This is a genomic window from Streptomyces sp. NPDC001732 (assembly GCF_053596315.1).
Window position 1 is genome coordinate 191,060 of the sequence record NZ_JBSFFY010000004.1, and the last position, 20,280, is coordinate 211,339.

Genomic DNA, 20,280 nt, shown 5'->3' on the forward strand with positions numbered 1-20,280 from the left:
GTTTTCCACCATACGAGATAAGACGGCTCCAGTGGAAGGCCCGAGGGCACTTGGGCCTGACAGTTATCGGCCACACGGGAGCGGTGCGGGGTCGCGGGCGCGGGCGGGCCGGTAAACGAGAACAGACCCGCGCCACCGGAGGGTGACGTGGGTCTGTCTGTCGAGCGAAGTGGCACCGACCCGCCATGCTCGCCTCGCGGCAAGTGGTCGCTCGTAGCGACGAAGGTTGGGCCCGGGGGCTTGGATCGAGCCGGTGCCGACACCAGGCTAACAAAGACCCCGAAGAAGTGATTCCCACAGCGCAGGTTGACTGCAAAAACAATCCTGCACGCGGCCTCCCGGTACCTTCCCGCCCGCGCTCCGGTCCTGCGCTCCGGTCCCGTGCGCCCGCCCCTCCGGGGCGCCCTCCCGTGGGCCCGGGAGGGCGCCCCGGGACCGGTGCTGGGTGGGCAGCCCCGGCGGTCAGTCCCTCAGCAGGTCCGGGACGCCGTCCTCGTCGGGCAGGTCCCGCTCCCCCGAGACCACGGTGAGCTGCTGCGTCGCCCGGGTGAGCGCCACGTACAGCACCCGCAGGCCGGCCGGGGACTCGTCGGCGATCTCCGCGGGCGAGACGACCACCGTGGCGTCGTACTCCAGCCCCTTCGCCTCCAGGCTGCCCAGCGCCACCACCCGCTCGCCGAGCTCGGCCAGCCAGTCCCGGGCCTGCGCCCGGCGGTTCATCGCCACGACCACGCCCACCGTGCCGTCCACCTCGCCGAGCAGCCGCCGGGCCTCCTCGCGCACCGCGGCGGCCAGGTCGCCGTCCCGCACGGTCTCGAAGCGCGGCCGTACGCCGGTGGAGCGGACCGCGGCCGGTGACGCCGTCCCGGGCATCGCGAGCGCCAGGACCTTGGCGGCCAGCTCGGCGATCTCCGCCGGGTTGCGGTAGTTGACCGTGAGGGTGAAGCGGCGGCGCGGCCGGTTGCCGAGCGCCTCGTCGCGAGCGAGGGCGGCCTCGTCCGGGTCGGACCAGGAGGACTGCGCCGGGTCACCGACGATCGTCCAGGTGGCGTGCCGGCCGCGGCGGCCGACCATGCGCCACTGCATGGGTGTGAGGTCCTGCGCCTCGTCGACGATGACGTGCGCGTACTCGGTGCGCTCCGCCGCCAGCCGCTCGGCCCGCTCGCGCTGGGTCTCCTCGCGCTGCGGCATCAGCTCCTCCAGGCCGGTGAGCTGGTCCAGCGGGTCGAGCTCGCGCTTCTGCTTCTTCGGCCGGGCGGGGGTGCCGAGCAGCATCTGGAGCTCGTCGAGGAGGGCCACGTCGTGCACGGAGAGCGGACCGTTCCCCGCGCTGTCGAGCCGCTTCAGGGAGCGGGCGAGGCGCCGCACCTCGCCCTGGTTGAGCACCCGGCGCGCCCAGCGGCCGAGCCGCTTCTCGTCGGCCATCGCGGCGAGCACCCCGCGCGGGGTGAGTTCGGGCCACCAGGCGTTCAGGAAGTCGAGGAAGGGCGTCTCGGTGGACACGTCCTCGTCGAAGGAGGAGCGCAGTTCGGCGGCGAGTTCGGGGTCGGTGTAGCGACCGCGGCCCGAGGACTTGTTCCACAGGGCGTCCAGGAGCATTCTGCGGGCGCGCGGGCGCAGCAGGTTGACGGGGGCGGTACCGCCGAGGACGGACTGCCGGATGCGGCGCAGTTCGTCGGCCTCCAGCTCGATGCGGGCGCCGAACGCGACGACGCGCAGCCGGGTCGGGGTGGCCGGGGCGGCGGCGCCGCTGCCGGCCCCGTCCGCCCTGTCCGTCCCGCTCGTCCCGGCCCTCCCGTCGCCCTCGTCCCCGAAGGCCAGTTGGCCGTCCTGCTCCTTCTCCCTGCTCTTCGGGCCGCGGGGGGTGCCGGGCTGTTCCAGCGCGCCGCGGGCGGCCTTGCGCAGCACCGCAAGCATCCGCGAGGAGCCCTTGATCCGGGCGACGGCGGGTTCGTCGTAGGTGGTGGCGCCCTCGACGCCCGCCGCCTCGTCGGAGAGCGAGCCGACCGCGCGGATCGCGACCTGCCCCTCCTCGCCGAGCGAGGGCAGCACGCCTTCGGTGTACGCGACCAGGAGCGGGGTCGGCGAGACGACGAGGATGCCGCCCGCGTACCGCCTGCGGTCCTGGTAGAGGAGGTACGCGGCCCGGTGCAGGGCGACGGCGGTCTTGCCGGTGCCGGGACCGCCGGAGACCTCGGTGACGGAGGCGGCGGGGGCTCGGATCACCAGGTCCTGCTCGGCCTGGATGGAGGAGACGATGTCCCGCATGGTGTGGCTGCGGGCCTGGCCGAGCGCCGCCATCAGGGCGCCGTCGCCGATGACGGGGAGCCGGTCGCCGTCGAGGTACGCGGTCAGCTCGGGGCGCATCAGGTCGTCCTCGACGCCGAGGACCCTGCGCCCCTTGGAACGGATGACGCGGCGGCGCACCACCCGGCCCGGTTCCTTCGGCGTCGACCGGTAGAACGGGGCGGCGGCGGGGGCGCGCCAGTCGATGACCAGCGGCGCGTAGTCGGCGTCGAGGACCCCGATGCGGCCGATGTGCAGGGTCTCCGCGATGTCGGCCGAGTTGTCGTCGCGCACGGCGTCGTCGGCGGGTTCGACGGAGGTGTAGGCGCCGTCGGGGCCGCGTTCGCCGTCCTTGCCGAGCAGCAGGTCGATCCTCCCGAAGAGGAAGTCCTCGAACTCGCTGTTCAGCCGGTTGAGGTGGATGCCGGCCCGGAACACCTGGGCGTCGCGCTCGGCGAGCGCCCCCGGGGTGCCGACCTGGCCCCGCTTGACGGCGTCATTCATGAGAAATTCCGCCTCGTGGATCTTCTCCTCGAGGCGGTGGTACACCCGGTCGAGATGTTCCTGCTCGACACCGATTTCCCGGTCCCGCAACGAATCGACAGCGGCATCCTGCGCGGCCACCGAGGCCCCCTTCTGACGTGCATTGGGCAGCCGTCAACCCTATGCGAAGGGGGCCCACCGCGCACCTGCGAGGTGCGCCGACGCACCGGGCGGAGGTTTCGCCGTGCCGTCACCGCCGGTCCGGGCCGGGATCTTGCGGCGCCGTGCCACCGGTACGGGCCGGGTTTCACGGTGCCGTCGGTGCCGGTACCGGCCGGAGGTCTCGCGGCGCCGCCGCCGTATCGGCCGGGGGTTTCGGGGTGCCGTCGCCACCAGTGCCGGCCGGAAGTTTCACGGTGCCGTCGGTGCCGGTACCACCACGGCCGCGGCCCTGCGCCGGTGCCGGGCCACCCGCTCCCGGTTCCCGCACACCTCACTGGAGCACCAGCGGCGTCGGCGTCCGCGCGAGGTGTCCAGGTAGAGGCGGCGGCAGCTGTCGGCCTCGCAGCGGCGCAGTCCGGCCCGCGCCACGGGGTCGGTCAGGAGCTCCACCGCGTCGCGGGCGACGGCGGCCAGGAGGGCCCCGCACTCGGGGTCGGCGCTCAGCGTCCGCACCAGTGCCCCGCTCCTGCCGCGCACGGCCCGCAGCCCCGGTGGCGCCCCGGCGGCGAGCGCGTTGACCCGTTCCAGCGCGGCGTCGGCCCTGCGTCCGCCGAGCTCGGCGCTCAGCAGCCGGTCCACCCCCGCCCTCAGCTGCCGGAAGCGCATCACCCAGGTGTCGTCCACGGCATCGAGGCGGGTGCCGCTCGGTACGAGTCCGGCGGCGACCAGCCAGTCCGCGAGCCGCTCGGCACCGTCGAGCAGCTCACAGGCGCCGGAGGTGCCGATCCCCGTCGCCACCAGGTCGAGGCAGGGCCGACCCGAGTCGAACCGCCAGTCGCACGAACTCCTACCCGCCGTCATGCGCATGTCACCACCTCGGGGTCTCCGATGGGCCTCCCCCAGAGTGCCCCTCAAGCCGCCCACCCGGAACCCCTGACGCCCCACGGGCCGTCGCACGGGACCCTGCGGTGGCCGGGTGCGCGGAACCGACACGGCCCGGGTGCACGGAACCGTACGGCGCCCGCCGGTCACCGATCCCGCGCCGCGTCGGCCGCCGGTCAGCCCTTGCCGGCCGTCGGCCAGCCCTTCGGCGGGCCGTCGTGCAGGATGCGCTGGAACAGCCGGTGGTCGCGCCACTGGCCGTTGATGTACAGGAAGTCCGGGGCCAGGCCGTACTCCTCGAAGCCGCACTTGGCGAGCACCCGCTGCGACGCGACGTTGTCGAGCACCGTGCCCGCCTCGATCCGGTGCAGGCCCAGCTCGTCCCGGGCCACCTCGCAGATCCGTCGAACGGCGGCCGTGGCCAGGCCCCGGCCCGCGTACTCGACGTCGACCCAGTAGCCGAGAATGCCGCTGTGGACGGGGCCGAGCACGATGCCGGAGAGGTTGAACCCGCCCACCGCACGGTCCTGTTCGTCGGCGAGCACCCATGGCATCGCCCGGCCCGCATCACGGTCCGCGAACAGGGTGGCCAGCCGTTCCCGCTGCCCCTGCTCGGTGTAGAAGGCGTCGGGCCTGATGGGTTCCCAGGGCTGCATGTACGCGCGGCTGCGGGCCAGCGCGAGGGCGAGGGAGGCCGCGTCGGACGGGACGGTGGGGCGGAGCCGTATCTCCGCGTCGAGCCGGTGGACGTCAGAAGTCATCCCCGCACGCTATCCCGGCGCGTCCGGCCGCGTACCCGTCCCGCGCCCCCTCCCCGCCCGCTTCGGCCCCGGACTCTTCTGCTCCGCTCCCCCGGCTGCTTCCGCTCCGGCCCGGTCGCGTACCCGCCCCGCCTCCCGGTTACTTCTGCTCCGCCAAGACCGCCAGCCGGTCGAAGGTGCGGATCAGCTCCGCGCGTCTGCCCTTTTTGTACTCCGGCTTGGGCCCCAGCTCGTCGATGGTCCGCTCCCACACGTCCATGAACGTCTTCCGCCAGCCAGCGACCACCGCCGCGCCCGGCACCGCCGAACCGACGTGCCCCTGCTCCGCGATCAGGCACAGCAGCTCGATGTCGCACGGCACCGTGACGCCGTCGTACTCGTCGGGCTCCAGACCGACCGGGTCGCCCGCCATCGCCTCCTCGATCCGCGCGACGAGCCGTCCGGTGACGGCCGACAGATGGTCCGCTGCCGTGTCGCTGTCGAAATTCCCCGTGCCCCACGTACCCACAAGACCTCCCGAGCCGTCGTCCCCCTGTCCCTTTCGGTTCTAACAGGCGGGACTGACAACGGGCTTTCCCGCAGACGTTCTAACGGACGGGGCCGGTGGCGGCGGGGGCGCCGCCCGGCCCGTCCCCCGGTGTGTCCAGCGCCAGCCGGTAGCCGCGCTTGACGACCGTCTGGACGAGGTGGGGCACGCCCAGCGCCGTGCGCAGCCGCGCCACGGCCGTCTCCACCGCGTGCTCGTCCGTGCTGCCGCCGGGCAGGGCGCGCAGCAGGTCGGCGCGGGAGACCACCCAGCCGGGGCGGCGGGCCAGGGCGTGCAGCAGCGACATTCCGGCGGGCGGCACCGGACGCGGCACGCCGTCCACGAGCACCGCGTGCCCCCGGACCTCGACCTGGTGCCCGACCACCGGCAACACGCTTGCCCCTGCGGGGAGTTCACGGCACAGCAACTGGACGAGCGGGGCGAGTCGGAAACGTTCGGGCTGGACGGTGTCGATGCCTCGGGCCCGCAGCGGCAGGGCGGTGACGGGTCCGACGCAGGCCACGAGGACGTCGTCCCGCAGGGCGCCCAGGAGTTCGGGGAGCAGCCCGCGCTTCTCGGCCCGGCGGAGCAGCGCGGTGGCGGCCGGGGCGCTGGTGAAGGTGAGGGCGTCCAGGCCCCGGGCCAGGGTGGTGTCGAGCAGCCGGTCGAGCGGGGCGATGTCCTCGGGGTCCTCCCAGCGGTAGACGGGTACGGCGACCACCTCGGCACCCGCGTCGCGGAGCGCCTCGACGAAGCCGGGGATGGGTTCGCCGTGCAGCTGAACGGCGATGCGGCGGCCCGCCACACCCTCGGCCAGGAGCCGGTCCAGCACCTCGGCCATGGACTCGGAGGCGGGCGACCACGTCTCGGTCAGCCCGGCGGCCCGGACGGCGCCCTTGGCCTTGGGGCCGCGGGCCAGCAGCTCGACGCCGCGCAGCACCGACGTCAGCCGGTCGCCGAGGCCCCAGCCCTCGGCGGCCTCGATCCAGCCCCGGAAGCCGACCGCGGTGGTGGCGACGACGGTGTCGGGGGCGGAGTCGACGATTCCGCGGGTGGCCGCGAGGAGTTCGGTGTCGTCGGCGAGCGGTACGGTCCGCAGGGCCGGCGCGTGCAGGACCCTGGCGCCCCGCCGTTCCAGCAGCGCGCCGAACTCCTCCGCGCGCCGTGCGGCGGTGACCCCGACGGTGAAGCCCATGAGGGGGCCGCCCCGCTCGTCCCGGCGCAGCCCGCCCCCGCGCCGCTCGTCCCCGTACTGCTCGTCCTCGTGCATGTGGTCTTCCCGGCTCTCGTCCCGCTGCTGCCCGATGATGCCGATCCGCGAGCCTGCCAACGACGCGTGACGGCTCTGGTTCACCCGTATTTCCCGCTTGTTACGTCACATGACATCGAACGGCCACGCTCGCCCCCGTGCGGCCGGGCAGGGGCGCGCCGGACGCGTACCGGCGTACGCCCCCGACCGCCGCGCCGACCCTCACACCCGCACCCGCCCACCGGACCGGGACACCGCCCCCTCACCCGCACCCACCCACCGAACACCACCAGCCGCCCCCCACCACCGAACCGGGCACCGTCAGCCGGCGGCCCCCGCCATGAGGAGCGCGTCGGCCTCGGGAAGCCAGCTTCCCTCCGGCCGGGTCATCCAGCCCTCCTCGGCCCCCAGCCGGACCGCGGCCTCGCGCAGCGCGTCGAGGCCGGGGTGGCTGAGCCCCTTGCGCCAGATCAGCAGCAGCGGCGAGAGCGGCACCGGCCGGGCCAGCGGGCGCACCACGGTGTCCGGCATCGGAGGAAAGTCGACGACGACCAGCACCGGGTTCCGGGCCTTGGCCGTGACCCGCTGGAACTCGGCGACGCCCACGGCGAGCGGGGCGGGGGGCGCCAGTTCGATGCCCCACTCCGCGAAGAGCAACCGGGCGAGGTCCGTCCATTCCTCGGTGCGCGGGTTGCCCGCGCCCGCGTACACCGTCTCCCCGGCCAGTTCGCCCGGCTCCACGGTCTCCCGTCCGGCGAGGGGGTGGTCGGCGGAGAGCATGACGGCCATCGGCTCGTACCGCACCGGCTGCATGCCGAGCCGGGCCCGCACCGCCGGGGCGAGCCCGGCGGCGCGACCGAAGGAGATGTCGAGCCGCCCGGCGAGGATCTCGCCCGCCGCCCAGGTCAGCCCGCTCTCGAAGCGCGCCATCAGCTCGCACTCCGGGGCCAGTTCCCGGGCGCGGGCGAGCACCCGGGCGGCCGTCATGCCGTCGGTGTTGAGGTCCACGAAGAGCGGCCGGGCGGCCGGGTCGGCGAAGGCCGCCGCGAGATCGGCGTGGGCCTCCAGCACCCGTCGCGCGTGGGGCAGGAGCCGTTCGCCGTCGGCGGAGAGGGCGACCTGCCGGGTGGTCCGTACGAACAGCTCCGTGTCCAGCTCGCGCTCCAGTCGGCGGATGTCCCGGCTCAGTGCCTGCTGGGCGATGTAGAGCCGGGCGGCGGCCCGGGTGAAGTGCAGCTCCTCGGCGACCGCGACGAACGCGCGGAGCAGCCGGGGATCGGTGTGCGTCCGGAAGCCCGGACCGGCGGCGGAGGAGGTCACACCAGAATTTACAACACAGGTGCGTCAATCGGTGCGGAGAAGGTGTTGGACCCCGTACACCACGCGCCCCGAGGGTTGAAGCATGCCGTACGAGAGAAACCCCGCCACCGATCCCGTGCTCGCCCTCTCCGGTGACCTGCTGGTCATCGCCCCGCGCGCCGCCGCCCCCGCCCGGCGGGCCTCCACCAACCCGTACCGCAGGCTGCTCGCCACCCCGGGCGCCCGCGCCTTCACCGCGGGCAACCTCCTCGCCCGGCTGCCCATGGGGATGTTCAGCGTCAGCGCGGTCATCATGATCGCCGGTTCGCGGGGCTCGTACGCCCTGGCCGGCGCCGTCACCGCGACCGGCCTCGCCGCCACGGCGGTGGTCGCCCCGTGGACGGCCCGGCTCGTCGACCGGTACGGACAGGCCCGGGTCGCGGTGCCCGCCACCGCGATCGCCGCACTCGGCTCGCTGGCCCTGCTGCTCTGCGTGCACTACGGGGCCCCGTCCTGGACCCTCTTCGCCTCCTACGCCGCGACCGCCACGACCCCCAACACCGGCGGGATGTCCCGGGCCCGCTGGGCCCATCTGCACCGGGGCGACCCGGCCACCCTGCACACCGCGAACTCCTTCGAACAGGCCGTGGACGAGCTCTGCTTCATGCTCGGCCCGGCCCTGGCCGCCCTGCTGTGCGCGACGCTCTTCCCGGAGGCCGGAACGCTCGTCGGGGCGATCCTGCTGATGACCGGCATCCTGATCTTCGCCGCCCAGCGCGCCACCGAGCCGCCCGTGTCCCCCCGCACGTCCGCGGGCTCCCCGCTCCGCGCCTCGGGCATGCCGGCCCTGCTCATCGCCTTCCTCGCCACCGGCGCGGTCTTCGGCTCGATGGAGGTCGTCACGATCGCCCACGCCGGAGGTGCGATCCTCGCCCTCCAGGCGGCCGGATCGTGCGTGGCGGGACTGCTGTACGGCTCCCTGCGCCCGGCCACGGACATCCGGCGCCGACTGCTGGTCTGCCTGACGGGGATGACTGCGCTGATGTCCCTGCCCCTGCTCACCGCCTCCTCGACCGATTCCCTGCTCCCCCTCGCCGGTGCCCTGCTCCTGGCCGGCGCGGCAACCGCCCCGACCATGGTCACCGGCATGACCCTGGTGCAACGCCTCACCCCGGAAGGCCAGTTGAACGAGGGCATGACCCTGGCCGTGACCGCCCTGCTGGGCGGAATCGCGGCGGGCTCGGCGACCGGCGGCTGGTTCGTGGAACACATCGGCCGCGTACCGGGCTACGCCGTACCGATCTGCGCGGCGGCCCTGGCACTGGCCGTCACGGCGATCGGGGTACGGCCCTCCCGGAACCGATGACGAACCCGGCGGGGCGGCCCGGGTGCGCGGCAGTCAGTCCCTGACGGGGGCGTAGTAATCACCGAGCATGTCGCTGACCCACCGGGGCTGGCGGACCTCGCCCCGGGGGCCCATCTCCTCGAACCAGGGCTTCACTTCGACAACCGGGGTGCCGTCCACCGCGTCGAGATCCTCGACGTGGAGGTCCAGCCCGTCCACCCCGACCAGTCGGCAGCGCGAGACACCGAGCCGGTTGACGCGGCGCATGTTGCGGTGCCCGACGAAGCCGACCTCGGGCCAGTCGGGGTTGTCCCGGGGCCGACGGGGATGGAGAGGCAGGTCAGCGGGGTCGGTCAGGTGGAACCGGAAGACCACATCCAGATGGGAGAACTCCTCCAGCCCCTTCGTGGCCCCCAATGGGAAGCGGCCGTCCAGACGAATGATCGCGCGGGTGCCGCCCCAGTAGTCGTCGGTCGGCTCGGTACGACCTCCGACGACACGGCCCAGAACCTCGACCTCGAACTTCTCTGCCATCAGGTTCCTTTCGCTGTCAGGCCGTGGCGGCCAGGTAGGCCGTGGCTCGAGTGTGCACGGCGGCGACGGACCGGATGCCTCGTCGGTGCAGCGGGGAGAGAGCGGCCCGCATGTCGGAGGCAGCCTTGCGGGTGCGTGCGGACCGGACGCCGTCCATGGCGTCCAAGGACGCGGACCATGTCGCGCAGGCCTCTTCGGTGCGGTGCTGACGTGCCTGGATTTCCCCCAGGTAGCCGAGGGTCACGGCGTGGGTTCGGGTGAACTTATCCGCCTTGCGGGTGCGGACGGATCGGCGGAGCTGCTGCTCGGCACCGGCCAGATCTCCTGTGTCCCGAAGCGCCAGCGCGGTCTCATGGGCAAGAGAGGCTTCCTGGAAGAAGAACACGCGGCTCGGCTCGTCGTCCCCCTGCGCTGCGGCGGAGAGGTCGTCCTCAGCTCGGAGCAAGGCCTGCACAGCAGTTCGGTTTGCGCCCGTGGAGGCGAGAGCACGAGCGTGGACGACTCCGAGGAGGGCACGCTCACGCGGGCTGGCCTCTGTGTACCGCCTGCCGTCGATGGACGCGGCAGCAAGGTCCAGAGCCGACTTGGGGTGGCCGAGGTCGTTCGCCTGGTGCGCCATCGCTCTGATCACGTGTGCGGCCATGGGGGCGTCATCGGCCTCGGCAGCGAGCTTCACCGCGACAGTGAAGTGTCGTTGGGCAGTGGGGTGTTCACCGTTGTCGAATGCCATCCACCCCGAGAGGTAAGCGAGTTCCGCCGCGGTGGAGAACATGCCACGCCGTACGCCGTCGTCGGCGAAGGTGCCGTTGAGGTAGCCGGCAACTTCGGTGGTGAGGTAACGGACCACAGCCGTACGGGCGTGACCCCCGCCGTGTCGCTGGTCCATGGCTGATAACAGGGTCGCCATGTCGCGAGCGGCCCGGAGGTCACCCGGACCGACGGAGCGCCCCGAGGTCCGTCGTCCGCTGCCCCGATCGGCCATGCGCGCCCACCAGGCATCGGCGGGCAGGACGAGGGCGGCGAGCGAATAGGCCGCGTTCCCCAGTGCCTGCCTGCGGTCCATGTCCACGGTGTCGGTCCTCCCGAGAGCAGCCAAGGCGCTCAGCGTATCCGTATGCCAATCCAGCGGATCGCGTGTGGGTTCGGGCAGCCCGATCTCTCCGAGGGTGACGATGCGCCCCAGGCGACGCGAGAGCGCTTCGACCAAGTACCGTCCGGCACAACCGGACGGCTGCACACCGTAGCGAACCCAGTGGGTCACGGTGGACTTGTTCGTCTGGATGGTTTCACCGTTCTCCACTGCCACGCGTCGCACGGCATGGGCCAACGCCTCATTGGTCATGCCCGCTTCGGCGATGGCACGGGCCAACGCCGCGTTGGGTTCACGTACAGATGCCATGACGCCCCCTCCGAACGATAAACCGCATAAACCACTGTGAGTAGCCAACACGGTACTCCTGGCAGTGGTTCGAGGGTTCACTGATCACAGCCGCTCAGGGCTGGGGAAACCTGATCCGTCTCGTGCCTCCCGCCTCCCGTCCGCGCGGTTCCTTTGTGTCGCTTCCGGGCTTGCCGTCCCCCGGCGGGCCCTGCGGCGGCCGTCCACCACATCCAGCCACCGGAGACCTCGATGACTGATCGTCCAGAGAGCGGCCCGCCTCTCGCCCAAGCCCCCGACTCGAACTTGCCCGGCAGCCATCCGTCCACCGAGCTCCTCGCCCGGGCCCAGCACGGTTGGGACGCTTTCCTCGCCCGCACCGGGCCGCTGCCGGGCGAGGGCGAAGGCGCCGAGCACCGCAGGCGCGACGACGAAAGCGCCGCGCGGTGAGCGCCGTACCCGGGGCGTCCCCGACCGACATGGTCCGGGACGCGGACCTGGCACTCGCGCTCGCTCAGGGCCGACCGGCCGGACCGGCCGCCGACGAGGTTCGCAAACGGCTCCGCTCCCACATCGGGCTGCTTGTCGACCCGGCAGAGGAATACGCGAAGGGCCTGGCCGACTCCCGGGCCCGGGGCATCGCCACCGCCACCGTGGAACACGCACGCGGTCTGCTCCGCGACCAGGACGGCGACCCGGCCGCCATGCTCCGCCTCCTGGGCAAGGCGGTCCACCACCTGATGCGGTACGCCTCCCACGTTCAGCGGCACAGCCAGTTGCGGTGAGGAATTGCAGCCGAGGCAGCCGGAACCCGTCCAGGTCATTGCCCTCCGAAGAAGGAGAAGAGCCGATGCGCAAGCTGATCACCACCGAGAACGCCCGGAGCAAGCCCACCGAGACCGATGAGGAGGAAACCCCTCTGGTCGAGATCGGCGACGCTGCCGTGCTGACCGAGGGCCAGGGCGGTGGCCACAGCGAGGACAAGCGCCGCGCCTACAACTGCTGACCGGTCCGACCGGCAGAGGGGTGCGGGCCGGGCATGTCCGGCCCGCCCCACCTGTCCCACCCACCTCTGGAGGAGTTCCGTGGCCCTCGGCGGCTTCAGCACAACAGAGGACCCAAGTCCTTTGCCTCTCGGCGCAGAGCCGATCGCCCCGGTGTCATCCACGTGGCGACTCGGCACTACCCCCATCCGTACGCTGACCACCGGCGGAGGCGCCCGTCGAGTGCTGCTTCTCGGCTGGTGCGGAGCCACCGACGCGCAGGTGTCCGCCCTGACCGATCGGCCCGTCCCCACCGACGCGACGTGGCGCTGGCCGGGTGCCTACGCGGTTGTCGAGGAGGACGCCGACAAGGTGGTGCTGTACACCGACCCGGCATCGGCCTTCCCCTTGTACTCCGTGCCCTGGCGGTCGGGCTGGGCATGGTCCACCTCTGCCCGGCTGCTCGCGTCCCTCATCGGTTCCACCCCGGACGTGCAGCGGCTTGCCTGTGCGATCTTGACTCCCTCGGTACCGACGTCGGCTGCTGGGCGCAGCTTCTTCACCGACGTGGAGCAGGTGGCACCGGGCTGCCGTACGGAACTGCCACGCATCGGCACTGCTCCCCGCAGCATCAACCTGTGGCGACCCGATCCCGAGGTGCCCCGTCTTGCCCACCGGCACCTGCGGCACACCCTCACGAAAGCTGTCGCGTTACGGGCCGAGGCCGACCCGACGCTTTCCAGCGACCTTTCCGGCGGCCTGGACTCCACCGCTGTCGCCGTCCTCGCCGCAGATGCTCTGCCTGCCCCGCACCGACTGAACGCCATCACTGTCCATCCCAAGGACAACCGGGACGGAGCCGACCTCCGCCACGCCCGGCTGACCGTTGCCGCGTCCGACGGCCGGATCGCGCACCACCTGCTCCCCCTGAGTGCCCGGCACCTGCCCTATACCCTCATCGCCGCTGTGCCGCCCACCGACGAACCCGCCCCGTCGACCCTGACCCAGGCCAGGCTGCAGGGACAGTTCCGGTGGATGCGCGACCACCTCGGTACCCGGACCCATCTGACCGGCGACGGTGGGGACAGCGTCCTCTTCCAACCTCCGGCGCACCTCGCCGACCTCATTCGTCATCGGCATCTCCGGCGGGTGTCGAGCGAAGTCTTCGGCTGGGCACGGCTGCGTCGCACCTCCGTGACATCTCTCCTGCGGGATGCCACCGCCATGGCGTGTACGCCCCGCCGGAAAGCCCTCTTCGACCTCGCCGGGCAGCTGGCTGGGCGGGAGGGCATCGACAATCGAGGCAACGTGCGCTGGTTCTCGCCGCTGCCCCTGCCCGACTGGGCTGAACCAGCCGCCGTCGAGTACGTCGCCGATGCCGCCCGACAGGCAGCCGAGCGCCCCGATCCGCTGACCGGGCTCGACGCATCCGTACGGAGCCTCGTGGACGAGATCCGGGAGGTGGCTCGTACGGCGGTGGCCGACGCGGAGCTCGCGGCGAACTTCGGCATCGACCTCCACAATCCCTTTCTGGATCCAGCCGTGGTGAACGCGGTGCTCACCAACCCGCTGGAACGCCGACCGGCCGTCCACGCGTACAAGCCGCTCCTGGTCCGTGCCGTCGGGGATCTGCTGCCGCCCGAAGTGGCCGCCCGCACCACGAAGGGCGGCTTCGACGCCGACCACTACGCGGGGATGCGAACCAACCTGGGTGATCTCTCGGCGCTGGCCGACGGTCACCTCGCCGGGCTCGGGCTCATCGAACCCCGACGCCTGAGGAGCCATCTGCGCCGGGCCGCCGCAGGAATCCCCATGCCGCTCGCCGTGATCGAACAGGTGCTGACCGCTGAGGCGTGGCTCGTCGCGCACCACCGGGAACCTGCCCGGGCCTGGGCCTCCTCGTCCGCACGGAGCGCTCCGTGACCGACTCCCCTTCTCACGCCACCGCACCCGACCACGTCCGTGCCGTGGACTTCGGACACGTCCTGGTCCTGATCGACTACCGCACCGGCCGCGTCCACTGCCTGCTCCCCGAAGCCGGAGCCTGGTGGCGGGCAGCAGCCGCCACCGGGCGGTTGGACCCGATACCGCCCAATGCCGTACGTCGGCTCCTTGCCGCTGGGCTCCTGGCCCCCACGCCGGTGGCAAAACCGTGGAGACTCCCCGTGGACGCACCCGCGCCCGAAGCAAGCTGGGGCAGCTCCGAGCACCTCGCTGGCCTCGTCCGGCCGCCCCAGGGCCCTTCCGCCACCGCCTCGTGGGCCCTGGCCATGGTGTTCGCCATCAAACGAGCAGGCCCGGCGCCGACCACCATGCACCGCCTCACCGCCACCGTGCGGTGGGCCGCGTCAGCCTGCCTCCGCCCCGCCGCCCCCGCCCAGGCCGCCCGGGCCGTCGAAGCCGTGCGCCGGGCCGGGTGGCGTTCCCCGGGGCGTACGGCCTGCCTGGAGGAGTCCGCTGCGGCGGTCCTCCTCCTCGCTGCCCGACGGCTCGCCGTCACCTGGTGCCACGGTGTCGCCGCCGACCCGGTGCGCCTGCACGCCTGGGTACAGACTTGGGACGGGACCGCAGTCGCGGAGCCCGAATCGACACGGGCGTACACACCCGTCCTCACGATCGGAGACCCCCATCACCAACCCTGACCCGATTCTCTGGATCGGTACCGACACCTGCGCCCTCGGGCCCTACCGGTCCGACCTCGTAGAGACGTACTGGCGGTGGGAACAGGACCCCTCGCTCCTGGTCGGCTACGGCCGGCAGGGGCCGGAGTCGCTGGAGGCCCGGACCGAGGGCATGGCGCACCAATTGCGCGGCGGGAACATCCGGTTCACGGTCTACGACCTGACGGGCGGCAGCCCGGTGCCGGCCGGGGTGAGCACGCTGCTCCCGGACCACGGGGTGCGGACGGCCGAGTTCGTCATCATGCTCGCCCCCGAGGCACGCGGGCGGGGGCTGGGCCGCGAGGCCACCCGGCTCACGCTCGATTACGCCTTCCACGTGACGAACCTGCGCATGGTGTGGCTCAAGGTCCTCGCCCCCAACGTCGCGGGGATCAACGCCTACGTGAAGGCGGGGTTCCAGAAGGCCGGGACGCTGCGCCGGGCCGGGTACTGGCTCGGCCAGGTCTGCGACGAGATCGTCATGGACGCGGTCGCGTCGGAGTTCGGCGGCCCGTCCGCGGTGAAGAACCTGCTCACGCCGTGATTCCGGCGGACGGCCGCCCGTCGGGAACGAAAAAGCCTCTGCCCCGCGAGGGGTCTCGCGGGGCAGAGGTTCACATGGGAATTGTGGAGATGGCGGGAATCGAACCCGCGTCCAACGGTGCGGAACCAGGGCTTCTCCGTGTGCAGTTCGCTGCGATTTTCTCGGCCCCGGAGATCACGCGAACAAGTCTCCGACGGGCTCAGTCACTGTTTGATTTCCTTCCAGGCCCCGTGACCGGGTCTAGAAGTTTAGATCCCTTGATGATGCCAGGATCCGGGTCGGGATCACCCCCGGGCTGACACTTCGCAAGTCGCTACTTAGGCAGCGAGGGCGAAGGAATCGCGCTTGGTGTTGGCGATTATTGGTTGCGACATATGGTTTACGAGATCATTGCCGCTTCCTCGACACGCTTCCCCTGCTTCGACATCCGCTGTCGAAACCGATCATCCCCATGTTGTGTTTTCAATGCGTGCACCTTCTGTGAGGTGCGTTGCCATCGTACGTGACCAACGCGCGACGATGCCAGCCCATTCCCGCCGGGCCCGGCGGGAGCCGGTCGGAAGCCGGGCGGGAGCCGTTCCCCGGGGGCCTCAGGCGCTGCGCTGGCGGCGGCGGGCCGCCGAGATCGCGCGGTTGGTCTCGCGCAGGTCCTGCTTCTCGCGCAGGGTCTGCCGCTTGTCGTACTCCTTCTTGCCCTTGGCGAGCGCGATCTCGACCTTGACCCGGCTGCCCCTGAAGTACAGCGCGAGCGGCACGATCGTGTGACCCGTCTCGCTCGCCTTCGACTCCAGCTTGTCGATCTCGGCCCGGTGCATCAGCAGCTTGCGCTTCCGCTTGGCGGAGTGGTTGGTCCAGGTCCCCTGCACGTACTCGGGGACGTGGATGTTGTGCAGCCACGCCTCGCCGCCGTCGATCTGGACGAAGCCGTCCACCAGGGAGGCCCGGCCCAGCCGCAGCGACTTGACCTCGGTGCCCATGAGCACGAGGCCGCACTCGTAGGTGTCGAGGATGTGGTAGTCGTGCCGCGCCTTCTTGTTCTGCGCGATGAGCTTGCGCCCCGTGTCCTTTTCCTTAGCCATAGTGCGGCCATTTTCGCACTACGACCCGCCCCCGAGGCCACTCAATACCGTCTCGGCCCGCTGCTCGGCCCGGGAGTCGACCGTGAGGTCCGGGGTTATGCCGCGTTCCTCCACGCTGCGCCCCGCCGGAGTGCGGTAGTGGCCGACGGTCAGCTCGGCGACCGAACCGTCCGGGAGCTTGCTGGGCATCTGGACCGAGCCCTTGCCGAAGGTGCGCGACCCGACGGTGACTGCGCGGCCCCGGTCCTGGAGGGCGCCGGTGAGGAGCTCGGCGGCGCTCATCGTCCCGCCGTCGACGAGGACGACGAGGGGCCGGCCCGTGTCGCCGCCCGGCTGCGCGTAGAGGGCGCGCTGCTCGCCGCGCACGTCGTACGTGGCGACCAGGCCGCCGTCCAGGAAGGCCGAGGCGGCGGTGACGGCCTCGGTGACCAGGCCGCCGGAGTTGCCGCGCAGGTCGAGGAGGACCCCGGCGCCCGTGGGGGCCTCCCGGACCGCGTCGCGGACCCGGCTGCCCGAGCCCCTGGTGAACGCGTCGACCTCGATCATCACGGCGGAGGAGGGCCCGGAGCCCTCCGGACCGATCCGGCGCACGGTGACGGGCTCGGTGCTGAGCCTGGCCCGGCGCAGCGTCTCGGTCCGCAGGGCGGTGCCGCGTTCGATGCCCAGGACGACGGTGCTGCCCGCGGCGGCCTCCGTGCGGTCCCCACGCAGCAGGGCGACGACCTCGGCGACGGGACGTCTGTCGACGCGGTGGCCGTCGATCGTGCGCAGCAGGTCGCCGGACTCGATGCCGGCCAGGTCGGCGGGGCCGCCGGGCTGCACCCGGGCCACCTCGACCCGGCCGGCGGCGGAGCGTCTCGCGGAGAGTCCGACACCGGTGTACGCACCGTCCAGGGCCTGCTCGAACTCCTCGTACTGCCGCTCGTCGTAGACCGCGCCCCAGCGGTCGCCGCTGCGGCTGACGACCTCCTCGGCCGCCTCCTTGCCGGACTTGCCCTCGGCCGCGGCCCTGGCCGCGGCCGAGGCCACCTCGTCGTCGTCGACGACGGAGGTGACGGCAGCGACGGAACGAGTGGCGATCTCCGAGGACTTGGGGCCGCGCGGCAGCGAGCCGGTGGCCGCCCCGGTGGCCAGCACGCTCGCGAAGACCAATGTCAGGGCCGCCCCGCGGCGTACACCGCGGGGCCCGGAACACTGCGCGGGGTCCGACATGTCGCCGAGTCTAGGACAACGCCCCCTGGCCGCACGGCCGGTCGGCCATGCATCACAGGGGGCGCATGTCACACCTTGAGGTACTTGCGGAGCGCGAAGAGCGCGGCAACGGCGGGCATCAGCAGGCCGATTGCCAGGACCAGGGGCAGCTTGGTGAACACCGCGTCCCAGCCGATGAAGTCGATCAGGTTCAGCTTGCTCTGGAGCGCCAGGCCGCCGTCGATCAGGAAGTACCGGCCGGCCACCAGCATCACGCAGGCCAGCACGCCGCCGATGAGACCGGCGAACGCGGCCTCCATGATGAACGGCATCTGGATGTAGAAGCCGGAGGCCCCGACGAGCCGCATGATGCCCGTCTCGCGCCGTCGGCTGAACGCGGACACCCGGACGGTGTTCACGATCAGCATCAACGCGATGACCAGCATCAGCGCCATCACGAAGAGGGCGGCCACGTTCATGCCGTTCATCAGCCCGAAGAGGTTGTCCAGGATGCTTCTCTGGTCCTGGACGGACTGCACTCCGTCACGGCCGGCGAAGGCGGTGGCGACGACCTTGTACTTCTTCGGGTCGTGGAGCTTGACCCGGAACGACTCCTGCATCTGGTCCGGCGTGATGTTGCTCGCCATGGGCGAGTCGCCGAACTGGTCCTGGTAGTGCTTGTACGCCTCGTCGGCCGACTCGTAGGTGACCTTCTCGACGGCGTCCATCTTGTCGAGATCGGCCTTGATGTCCTTCTTCTGCTGGGCGGTGACGGCCCCGGACGCGCACTTGGGCGTCGAGGTCACATCGCTCTTGCTGCAGAGGAAGATCGAGACGTTGACCTTGTCGTACCAGTAGTCCTTCATCGTGCTGACCTGCTCGCGCATGAGCAGCGCGCCGCCGAACAGGGCGAGCGAGAGGGCGACGGAGACGACGACGGCGAAGGTCATCGTGAGGTTGCGACGGAGGCCGACGCCGATCTCCGACAGGACGAACTGGGCGCGCATGGCGTCCTTTCAGTGCTCGATGCTCAGTGCTGGTAGCCGTAGACGCCGCGGGCCTGGTCGCGTACGAGACGGCCCTGCTCCAGCTCGATGACGCGCTTGCGCATCTGGTCGACGATGTTCTGGTCGTGGGTCGCCATGATCACGGTGGTGCCGGTCCGGTTGATCCGGTCCAGCAGCTTCATGATGCCGACGGAGGTCTGCGGGTCGAGGTTGCCGGTCGGCTCGTCCGCGATCAGCAGCATGGGGCGGTTCACGAACGCCCGCGCGATCGCCACGCGCTGCTGCTCACCGCCGGAGAGCTCGCCGGGCATCCGGTCCTCCTTGCCGCCGAGGCCGACCAGGTCGAGGACCTGGGGCACGGCCTTGCGGATCTCGCCGCGCGGCTTGCCGATGACCTCCTGTGCGAACGCCACGTTCTCCGCGACGGTCTTGTTGGGCAGGAGTCTGAAGTCCTGGAACACCGTGCCCAACTGGCGGCGCATGTGCGGCACCTTCCAGTTGGACAGGCGCGAGAGGTCCTTGCCCAGGACATGGACCATGCCCTGACTGGCGCGTTCCTCACGGAGGATGAGCCGCATGAAGGTGGACTTGCCGGAGCCGGATGAGCCCACCAGGAAGACGAACTCGCCCTTCTCGATATCGAGAGACACATCCCGTAGAGCGGGACGGCTCTGCTTCGGGTAGGTCTTGGAGACGTTGTCGAATCGGATCACGGATGCACCACGGTCGGCCGGGAGTAGGTGTGCGTGACCATACGCGAACCGGACCGGGGCATACAGGCGAGCGTCCGAGGACGGGTGATTTGTACCGGATCGGTACCGGCCGGAAGCGGTGCCGAAAGTACTACGGAACGGGCGATGTCCGGCGGGCCGCGCCGAAATCCGTGTGAGCTGGCACAGTGGTAGAGGGAACGGTTGCGTTTCCGTGAGCGTTGTGCGGAGAGAAGGCATGTGCGGCTCCGCCGCGCGGGAGGAGGAAAGCGCATGACCTATGACCGACTGGTGTGCGCGAGCTGCGCGGCACCCGTGAGCGAGGGCCGCTGCCCCGTGTGCCGGGCGAATCGCGAGCGGTTGCAGCAGGAGCACGGACAGGGAATGTTCGCCGGGCTGAATCCGGCGATGCTGGTGGCCCTGCTGGTGGTGCTGCTCGGCGCGGTGGCGCTGCTGGCGCACCAGACGGCGTAGAGAGGCCCTGCGCGCGGGCCGGACCCCGCCCCGCTCCGGGGTGGGCGGGCGCCGCCGCGAGGGTGTGTACGGGTGCACGGAGGGGCCCGGGAAGCCGATCGCTTCCCGGGCCCCTCCTGTGTGCGTGTCCGTACCGCTACGTGCCCTTAGACGGCCGCGCGGCCGTTCACCAGGCGCGGCAGGATGCGGAAGCCGATGCCTCCGGCAATCATCGTCGCGGCGCCGACCAGCAGGAACGTGGTCTCGGCCGCACCGGTCTCGGCGAGCTCGTCCTTGCCCTTGCCCTGCTCGACCGGCTGGTTGCCGACCGAGTCGGGGGTGGTGTTGTCCTCGCACGTCGCGCCGTCGAGGTCGACGGTGCAGCCGTCGCCACCGGTGGTGGAGCCGGAGGAACCGCTACCGGTGGTGCCACCGTTGCCGGAGGTGCCGCCGTTGTCGCCGCCCCCGTCGGTGTCGCCGCCACCATTGGCGTTGCCGCCATCGGTGTTGCCGCCGTTGTTGCCGTTGCCGCCGTTGTTGCCATTGCCGCCAGACTGGTGGCCACCGTTGGCGTTGCCACCGTTGTTGCCGTTGCCACCATCGGCGTTACCGCCGTCAGCGTTGCCACCATCGGCGTTGCCACCGTCGGCATTGCCACCATCGGCGTTACCGCCGTCAGCGTTGCCACCATCGGCGTTGCCACCGTCGGCATTGCCACCATCGGCGTTACCGCCGTCAGCGTTGCCGG

At 71.6% G+C, this 20,280-nt stretch carries 21 protein-coding genes and 1 other RNA gene; 8 read left to right on the forward strand and 14 right to left on the reverse strand.

Annotation, left to right across the window (positions count from 1 at the left end):
- Positions 1 to 462: 462 nt before the first annotated feature.
- The 6 genes from ACWCXX_RS07375 to ACWCXX_RS07400 all read right to left on the reverse strand — a co-directional run bounded on the left by ACWCXX_RS07375 (position 463) and on the right by ACWCXX_RS07400 (position 7,669).
- Positions 463 to 2,910 (reverse strand): HelD family protein, encoded by a 2,448-nt coding sequence (locus tag ACWCXX_RS07375; RefSeq protein ID WP_451125246.1) that lies wholly within the window; start codon positions 2,908 to 2,910, stop codon positions 463 to 465.
- Positions 2,911 to 3,180: 270 nt separating this feature from the next.
- Entirely contained in the window at positions 3,181 to 3,792 is a 612-nt protein-coding gene (locus ACWCXX_RS07380; protein ID WP_451125372.1) for a CGNR zinc finger domain-containing protein, read from the reverse strand.
- 197 nt (positions 3,793 to 3,989) lie between these two features.
- Positions 3,990 to 4,574 (reverse strand): GNAT family N-acetyltransferase, encoded by a 585-nt coding sequence (locus tag ACWCXX_RS07385; RefSeq protein WP_451125248.1) that lies wholly within the window; start codon positions 4,572 to 4,574, stop codon positions 3,990 to 3,992.
- Between the two features lie 139 nt (positions 4,575 to 4,713).
- Positions 4,714 to 5,082, reverse strand: a complete 369-nt coding sequence (locus tag ACWCXX_RS07390; protein WP_451125250.1) for a DUF4259 domain-containing protein — start codon at positions 5,080 to 5,082, stop codon at positions 4,714 to 4,716.
- A gap of 79 nt (positions 5,083 to 5,161) precedes the next feature.
- On the reverse strand, positions 5,162 to 6,370 hold the full coding sequence (locus tag ACWCXX_RS07395) for a uroporphyrinogen-III synthase (protein WP_451125374.1): 1,209 nt from the start codon (positions 6,368 to 6,370) through the stop codon (positions 5,162 to 5,164).
- A 300-nt stretch (positions 6,371 to 6,670) separates the two neighbouring features.
- Positions 6,671 to 7,669, reverse strand: coding sequence for a LysR family transcriptional regulator (locus tag ACWCXX_RS07400; RefSeq protein ID WP_451125252.1), 999 nt, complete (start codon positions 7,667 to 7,669; stop codon positions 6,671 to 6,673).
- 82 nt (positions 7,670 to 7,751) lie between these two features.
- Here ACWCXX_RS07400 and ACWCXX_RS07405 point away from each other — a divergent pair, with 82 nt between their 5' ends.
- On the forward strand, positions 7,752 to 9,014 hold the full coding sequence (locus tag ACWCXX_RS07405; RefSeq protein ID WP_451125254.1) for an MFS transporter: 1,263 nt from the start codon (positions 7,752 to 7,754) through the stop codon (positions 9,012 to 9,014).
- Positions 9,015 to 9,047: 33 nt separating this feature from the next.
- Here the strand turns inward: ACWCXX_RS07405 and ACWCXX_RS07410 are convergent, their stop codons facing one another.
- Both ACWCXX_RS07410 and ACWCXX_RS07415 read right to left on the reverse strand, forming a co-directional pair.
- Positions 9,048 to 9,527, reverse strand: a complete 480-nt coding sequence (locus ACWCXX_RS07410) for a TrmO family methyltransferase domain-containing protein (RefSeq protein ID WP_451125256.1) — start codon at positions 9,525 to 9,527, stop codon at positions 9,048 to 9,050.
- Positions 9,528 to 9,543: 16 nt separating this feature from the next.
- On the reverse strand, positions 9,544 to 10,896 hold the full coding sequence (locus ACWCXX_RS07415) for a Tat pathway signal protein (RefSeq protein WP_451125258.1): 1,353 nt from the start codon (positions 10,894 to 10,896) through the stop codon (positions 9,544 to 9,546).
- A 261-nt stretch (positions 10,897 to 11,157) separates the two neighbouring features.
- Here ACWCXX_RS07415 and ACWCXX_RS07420 point away from each other — a divergent pair, with 261 nt between their 5' ends.
- The 6 genes from ACWCXX_RS07420 (at position 11,158) to ACWCXX_RS07445 (ending at position 15,092) form a co-directional block, all read left to right on the forward strand.
- Positions 11,158 to 11,355: a hypothetical protein gene (locus ACWCXX_RS07420; RefSeq protein ID WP_451125260.1), complete on the forward strand. Its 198-nt coding sequence runs from the start codon at positions 11,158 to 11,160 to the stop codon at positions 11,353 to 11,355.
- Complete coding sequence (locus ACWCXX_RS07425; protein ID WP_451125262.1) at positions 11,352 to 11,690, forward strand: DUF6415 family natural product biosynthesis protein; 339 nt, start codon at positions 11,352 to 11,354, stop codon at positions 11,688 to 11,690. The genes ACWCXX_RS07420 and ACWCXX_RS07425 overlap by 4 nt, the downstream gene beginning before the upstream one ends.
- A gap of 65 nt (positions 11,691 to 11,755) precedes the next feature.
- Positions 11,756 to 11,911, forward strand: a complete 156-nt coding sequence (locus ACWCXX_RS07430; RefSeq protein WP_451125264.1) for an albusnodin family lasso peptide — start codon at positions 11,756 to 11,758, stop codon at positions 11,909 to 11,911.
- Between the two features lie 79 nt (positions 11,912 to 11,990).
- Complete coding sequence (locus ACWCXX_RS07435) at positions 11,991 to 13,811, forward strand: albusnodin/ikarugamycin family macrolactam cyclase (protein WP_451125266.1); 1,821 nt, start codon at positions 11,991 to 11,993, stop codon at positions 13,809 to 13,811.
- On the forward strand, positions 13,808 to 14,530 hold the full coding sequence (locus ACWCXX_RS07440; protein WP_451125268.1) for a lasso peptide biosynthesis B2 protein: 723 nt from the start codon (positions 13,808 to 13,810) through the stop codon (positions 14,528 to 14,530). The genes ACWCXX_RS07435 and ACWCXX_RS07440 overlap by 4 nt, the downstream gene beginning before the upstream one ends.
- Before the next feature lie 4 nt (positions 14,531 to 14,534).
- Positions 14,535 to 15,092, forward strand: a complete 558-nt coding sequence (locus ACWCXX_RS07445) for a GNAT family N-acetyltransferase (protein ID WP_451125376.1) — start codon at positions 14,535 to 14,537, stop codon at positions 15,090 to 15,092.
- An 81-nt stretch (positions 15,093 to 15,173) separates the two neighbouring features.
- Here ACWCXX_RS07445 and ssrA read toward each other — a convergent pair.
- The 5 genes from ssrA to ftsE form a co-directional block, all read right to left on the reverse strand.
- Positions 15,174 to 15,543: a transfer-messenger RNA gene (gene ssrA, locus ACWCXX_RS07450) on the reverse strand.
- Positions 15,544 to 15,682: 139 nt separating this feature from the next.
- The gene (gene smpB / locus ACWCXX_RS07455) at positions 15,683 to 16,171 is read right to left on the reverse strand and encodes an SsrA-binding protein SmpB (protein ID WP_451125270.1); all 489 of its coding nucleotides are present in this window, start codon (positions 16,169 to 16,171) and stop codon (positions 15,683 to 15,685) included.
- A gap of 18 nt (positions 16,172 to 16,189) precedes the next feature.
- Positions 16,190 to 17,383 (reverse strand): S41 family peptidase, encoded by a 1,194-nt coding sequence (locus ACWCXX_RS07460; protein ID WP_451125272.1) that lies wholly within the window; start codon positions 17,381 to 17,383, stop codon positions 16,190 to 16,192.
- Positions 17,384 to 17,451: 68 nt separating this feature from the next.
- Positions 17,452 to 18,369, reverse strand: a complete 918-nt coding sequence (gene ftsX, locus ACWCXX_RS07465; protein ID WP_451125274.1) for a permease-like cell division protein FtsX — start codon at positions 18,367 to 18,369, stop codon at positions 17,452 to 17,454.
- A gap of 23 nt (positions 18,370 to 18,392) precedes the next feature.
- Positions 18,393 to 19,082, reverse strand: coding sequence for a cell division ATP-binding protein FtsE (gene ftsE, locus ACWCXX_RS07470; RefSeq protein WP_451125276.1), 690 nt, complete (start codon positions 19,080 to 19,082; stop codon positions 18,393 to 18,395).
- A 270-nt stretch (positions 19,083 to 19,352) separates the two neighbouring features.
- On the opposite strand from ftsE, the gene ACWCXX_RS07475 reads away from it, so the two are divergent.
- Positions 19,353 to 19,553 (forward strand): hypothetical protein, encoded by a 201-nt coding sequence (locus ACWCXX_RS07475; protein ID WP_451125278.1) that lies wholly within the window; start codon positions 19,353 to 19,355, stop codon positions 19,551 to 19,553.
- A 146-nt stretch (positions 19,554 to 19,699) separates the two neighbouring features.
- On the opposite strand, the gene ACWCXX_RS07480 is transcribed toward ACWCXX_RS07475, so the two are convergent.
- Positions 19,700 to 20,280: LPXTG cell wall anchor domain-containing protein (locus tag ACWCXX_RS07480; RefSeq protein WP_451125279.1), on the reverse strand; the 581-nt coding region annotated here is incomplete at its 5' end.

Excerpts from the sequence above, each read along its gene's own strand:
- ACWCXX_RS07420 (WP_451125260.1), top strand. The coding sequence starts at position 11,158 with ATGACTGATCGTCCAGAGAGCGGCCCGCCTCTCGCCCAAGCCCCCGAC.
- ACWCXX_RS07430 (WP_451125264.1), top strand. The coding sequence starts at position 11,756 with ATGCGCAAGCTGATCACCACCGAGAACGCCCGGAGCAAGCCCACCGAG.
- ACWCXX_RS07410 (WP_451125256.1), bottom strand. The coding sequence starts at position 9,527 with ATGGCAGAGAAGTTCGAGGTCGAGGTTCTGGGCCGTGTCGTCGGAGGT.
- ACWCXX_RS07380 (WP_451125372.1), bottom strand. The coding sequence starts at position 3,792 with ATGACGGCGGGTAGGAGTTCGTGCGACTGGCGGTTCGACTCGGGTCGG.
- ACWCXX_RS07385 (WP_451125248.1), bottom strand. The coding sequence starts at position 4,574 with ATGACTTCTGACGTCCACCGGCTCGACGCGGAGATACGGCTCCGCCCC.
- ACWCXX_RS07460 (WP_451125272.1), bottom strand. The coding sequence starts at position 17,383 with ATGTCGGACCCCGCGCAGTGTTCCGGGCCCCGCGGTGTACGCCGCGGG.
- ACWCXX_RS07395 (WP_451125374.1), bottom strand. The coding sequence starts at position 6,370 with ATGCACGAGGACGAGCAGTACGGGGACGAGCGGCGCGGGGGCGGGCTG.
- ACWCXX_RS07475 (WP_451125278.1), top strand. The coding sequence starts at position 19,353 with ATGACCTATGACCGACTGGTGTGCGCGAGCTGCGCGGCACCCGTGAGC.
- ACWCXX_RS07405 (WP_451125254.1), top strand. The coding sequence starts at position 7,752 with ATGCCGTACGAGAGAAACCCCGCCACCGATCCCGTGCTCGCCCTCTCC.
- smpB (WP_451125270.1), bottom strand. The coding sequence starts at position 16,171 with ATGGCTAAGGAAAAGGACACGGGGCGCAAGCTCATCGCGCAGAACAAG.
- ftsX (WP_451125274.1), bottom strand. The coding sequence starts at position 18,369 with ATGCGCGCCCAGTTCGTCCTGTCGGAGATCGGCGTCGGCCTCCGTCGC.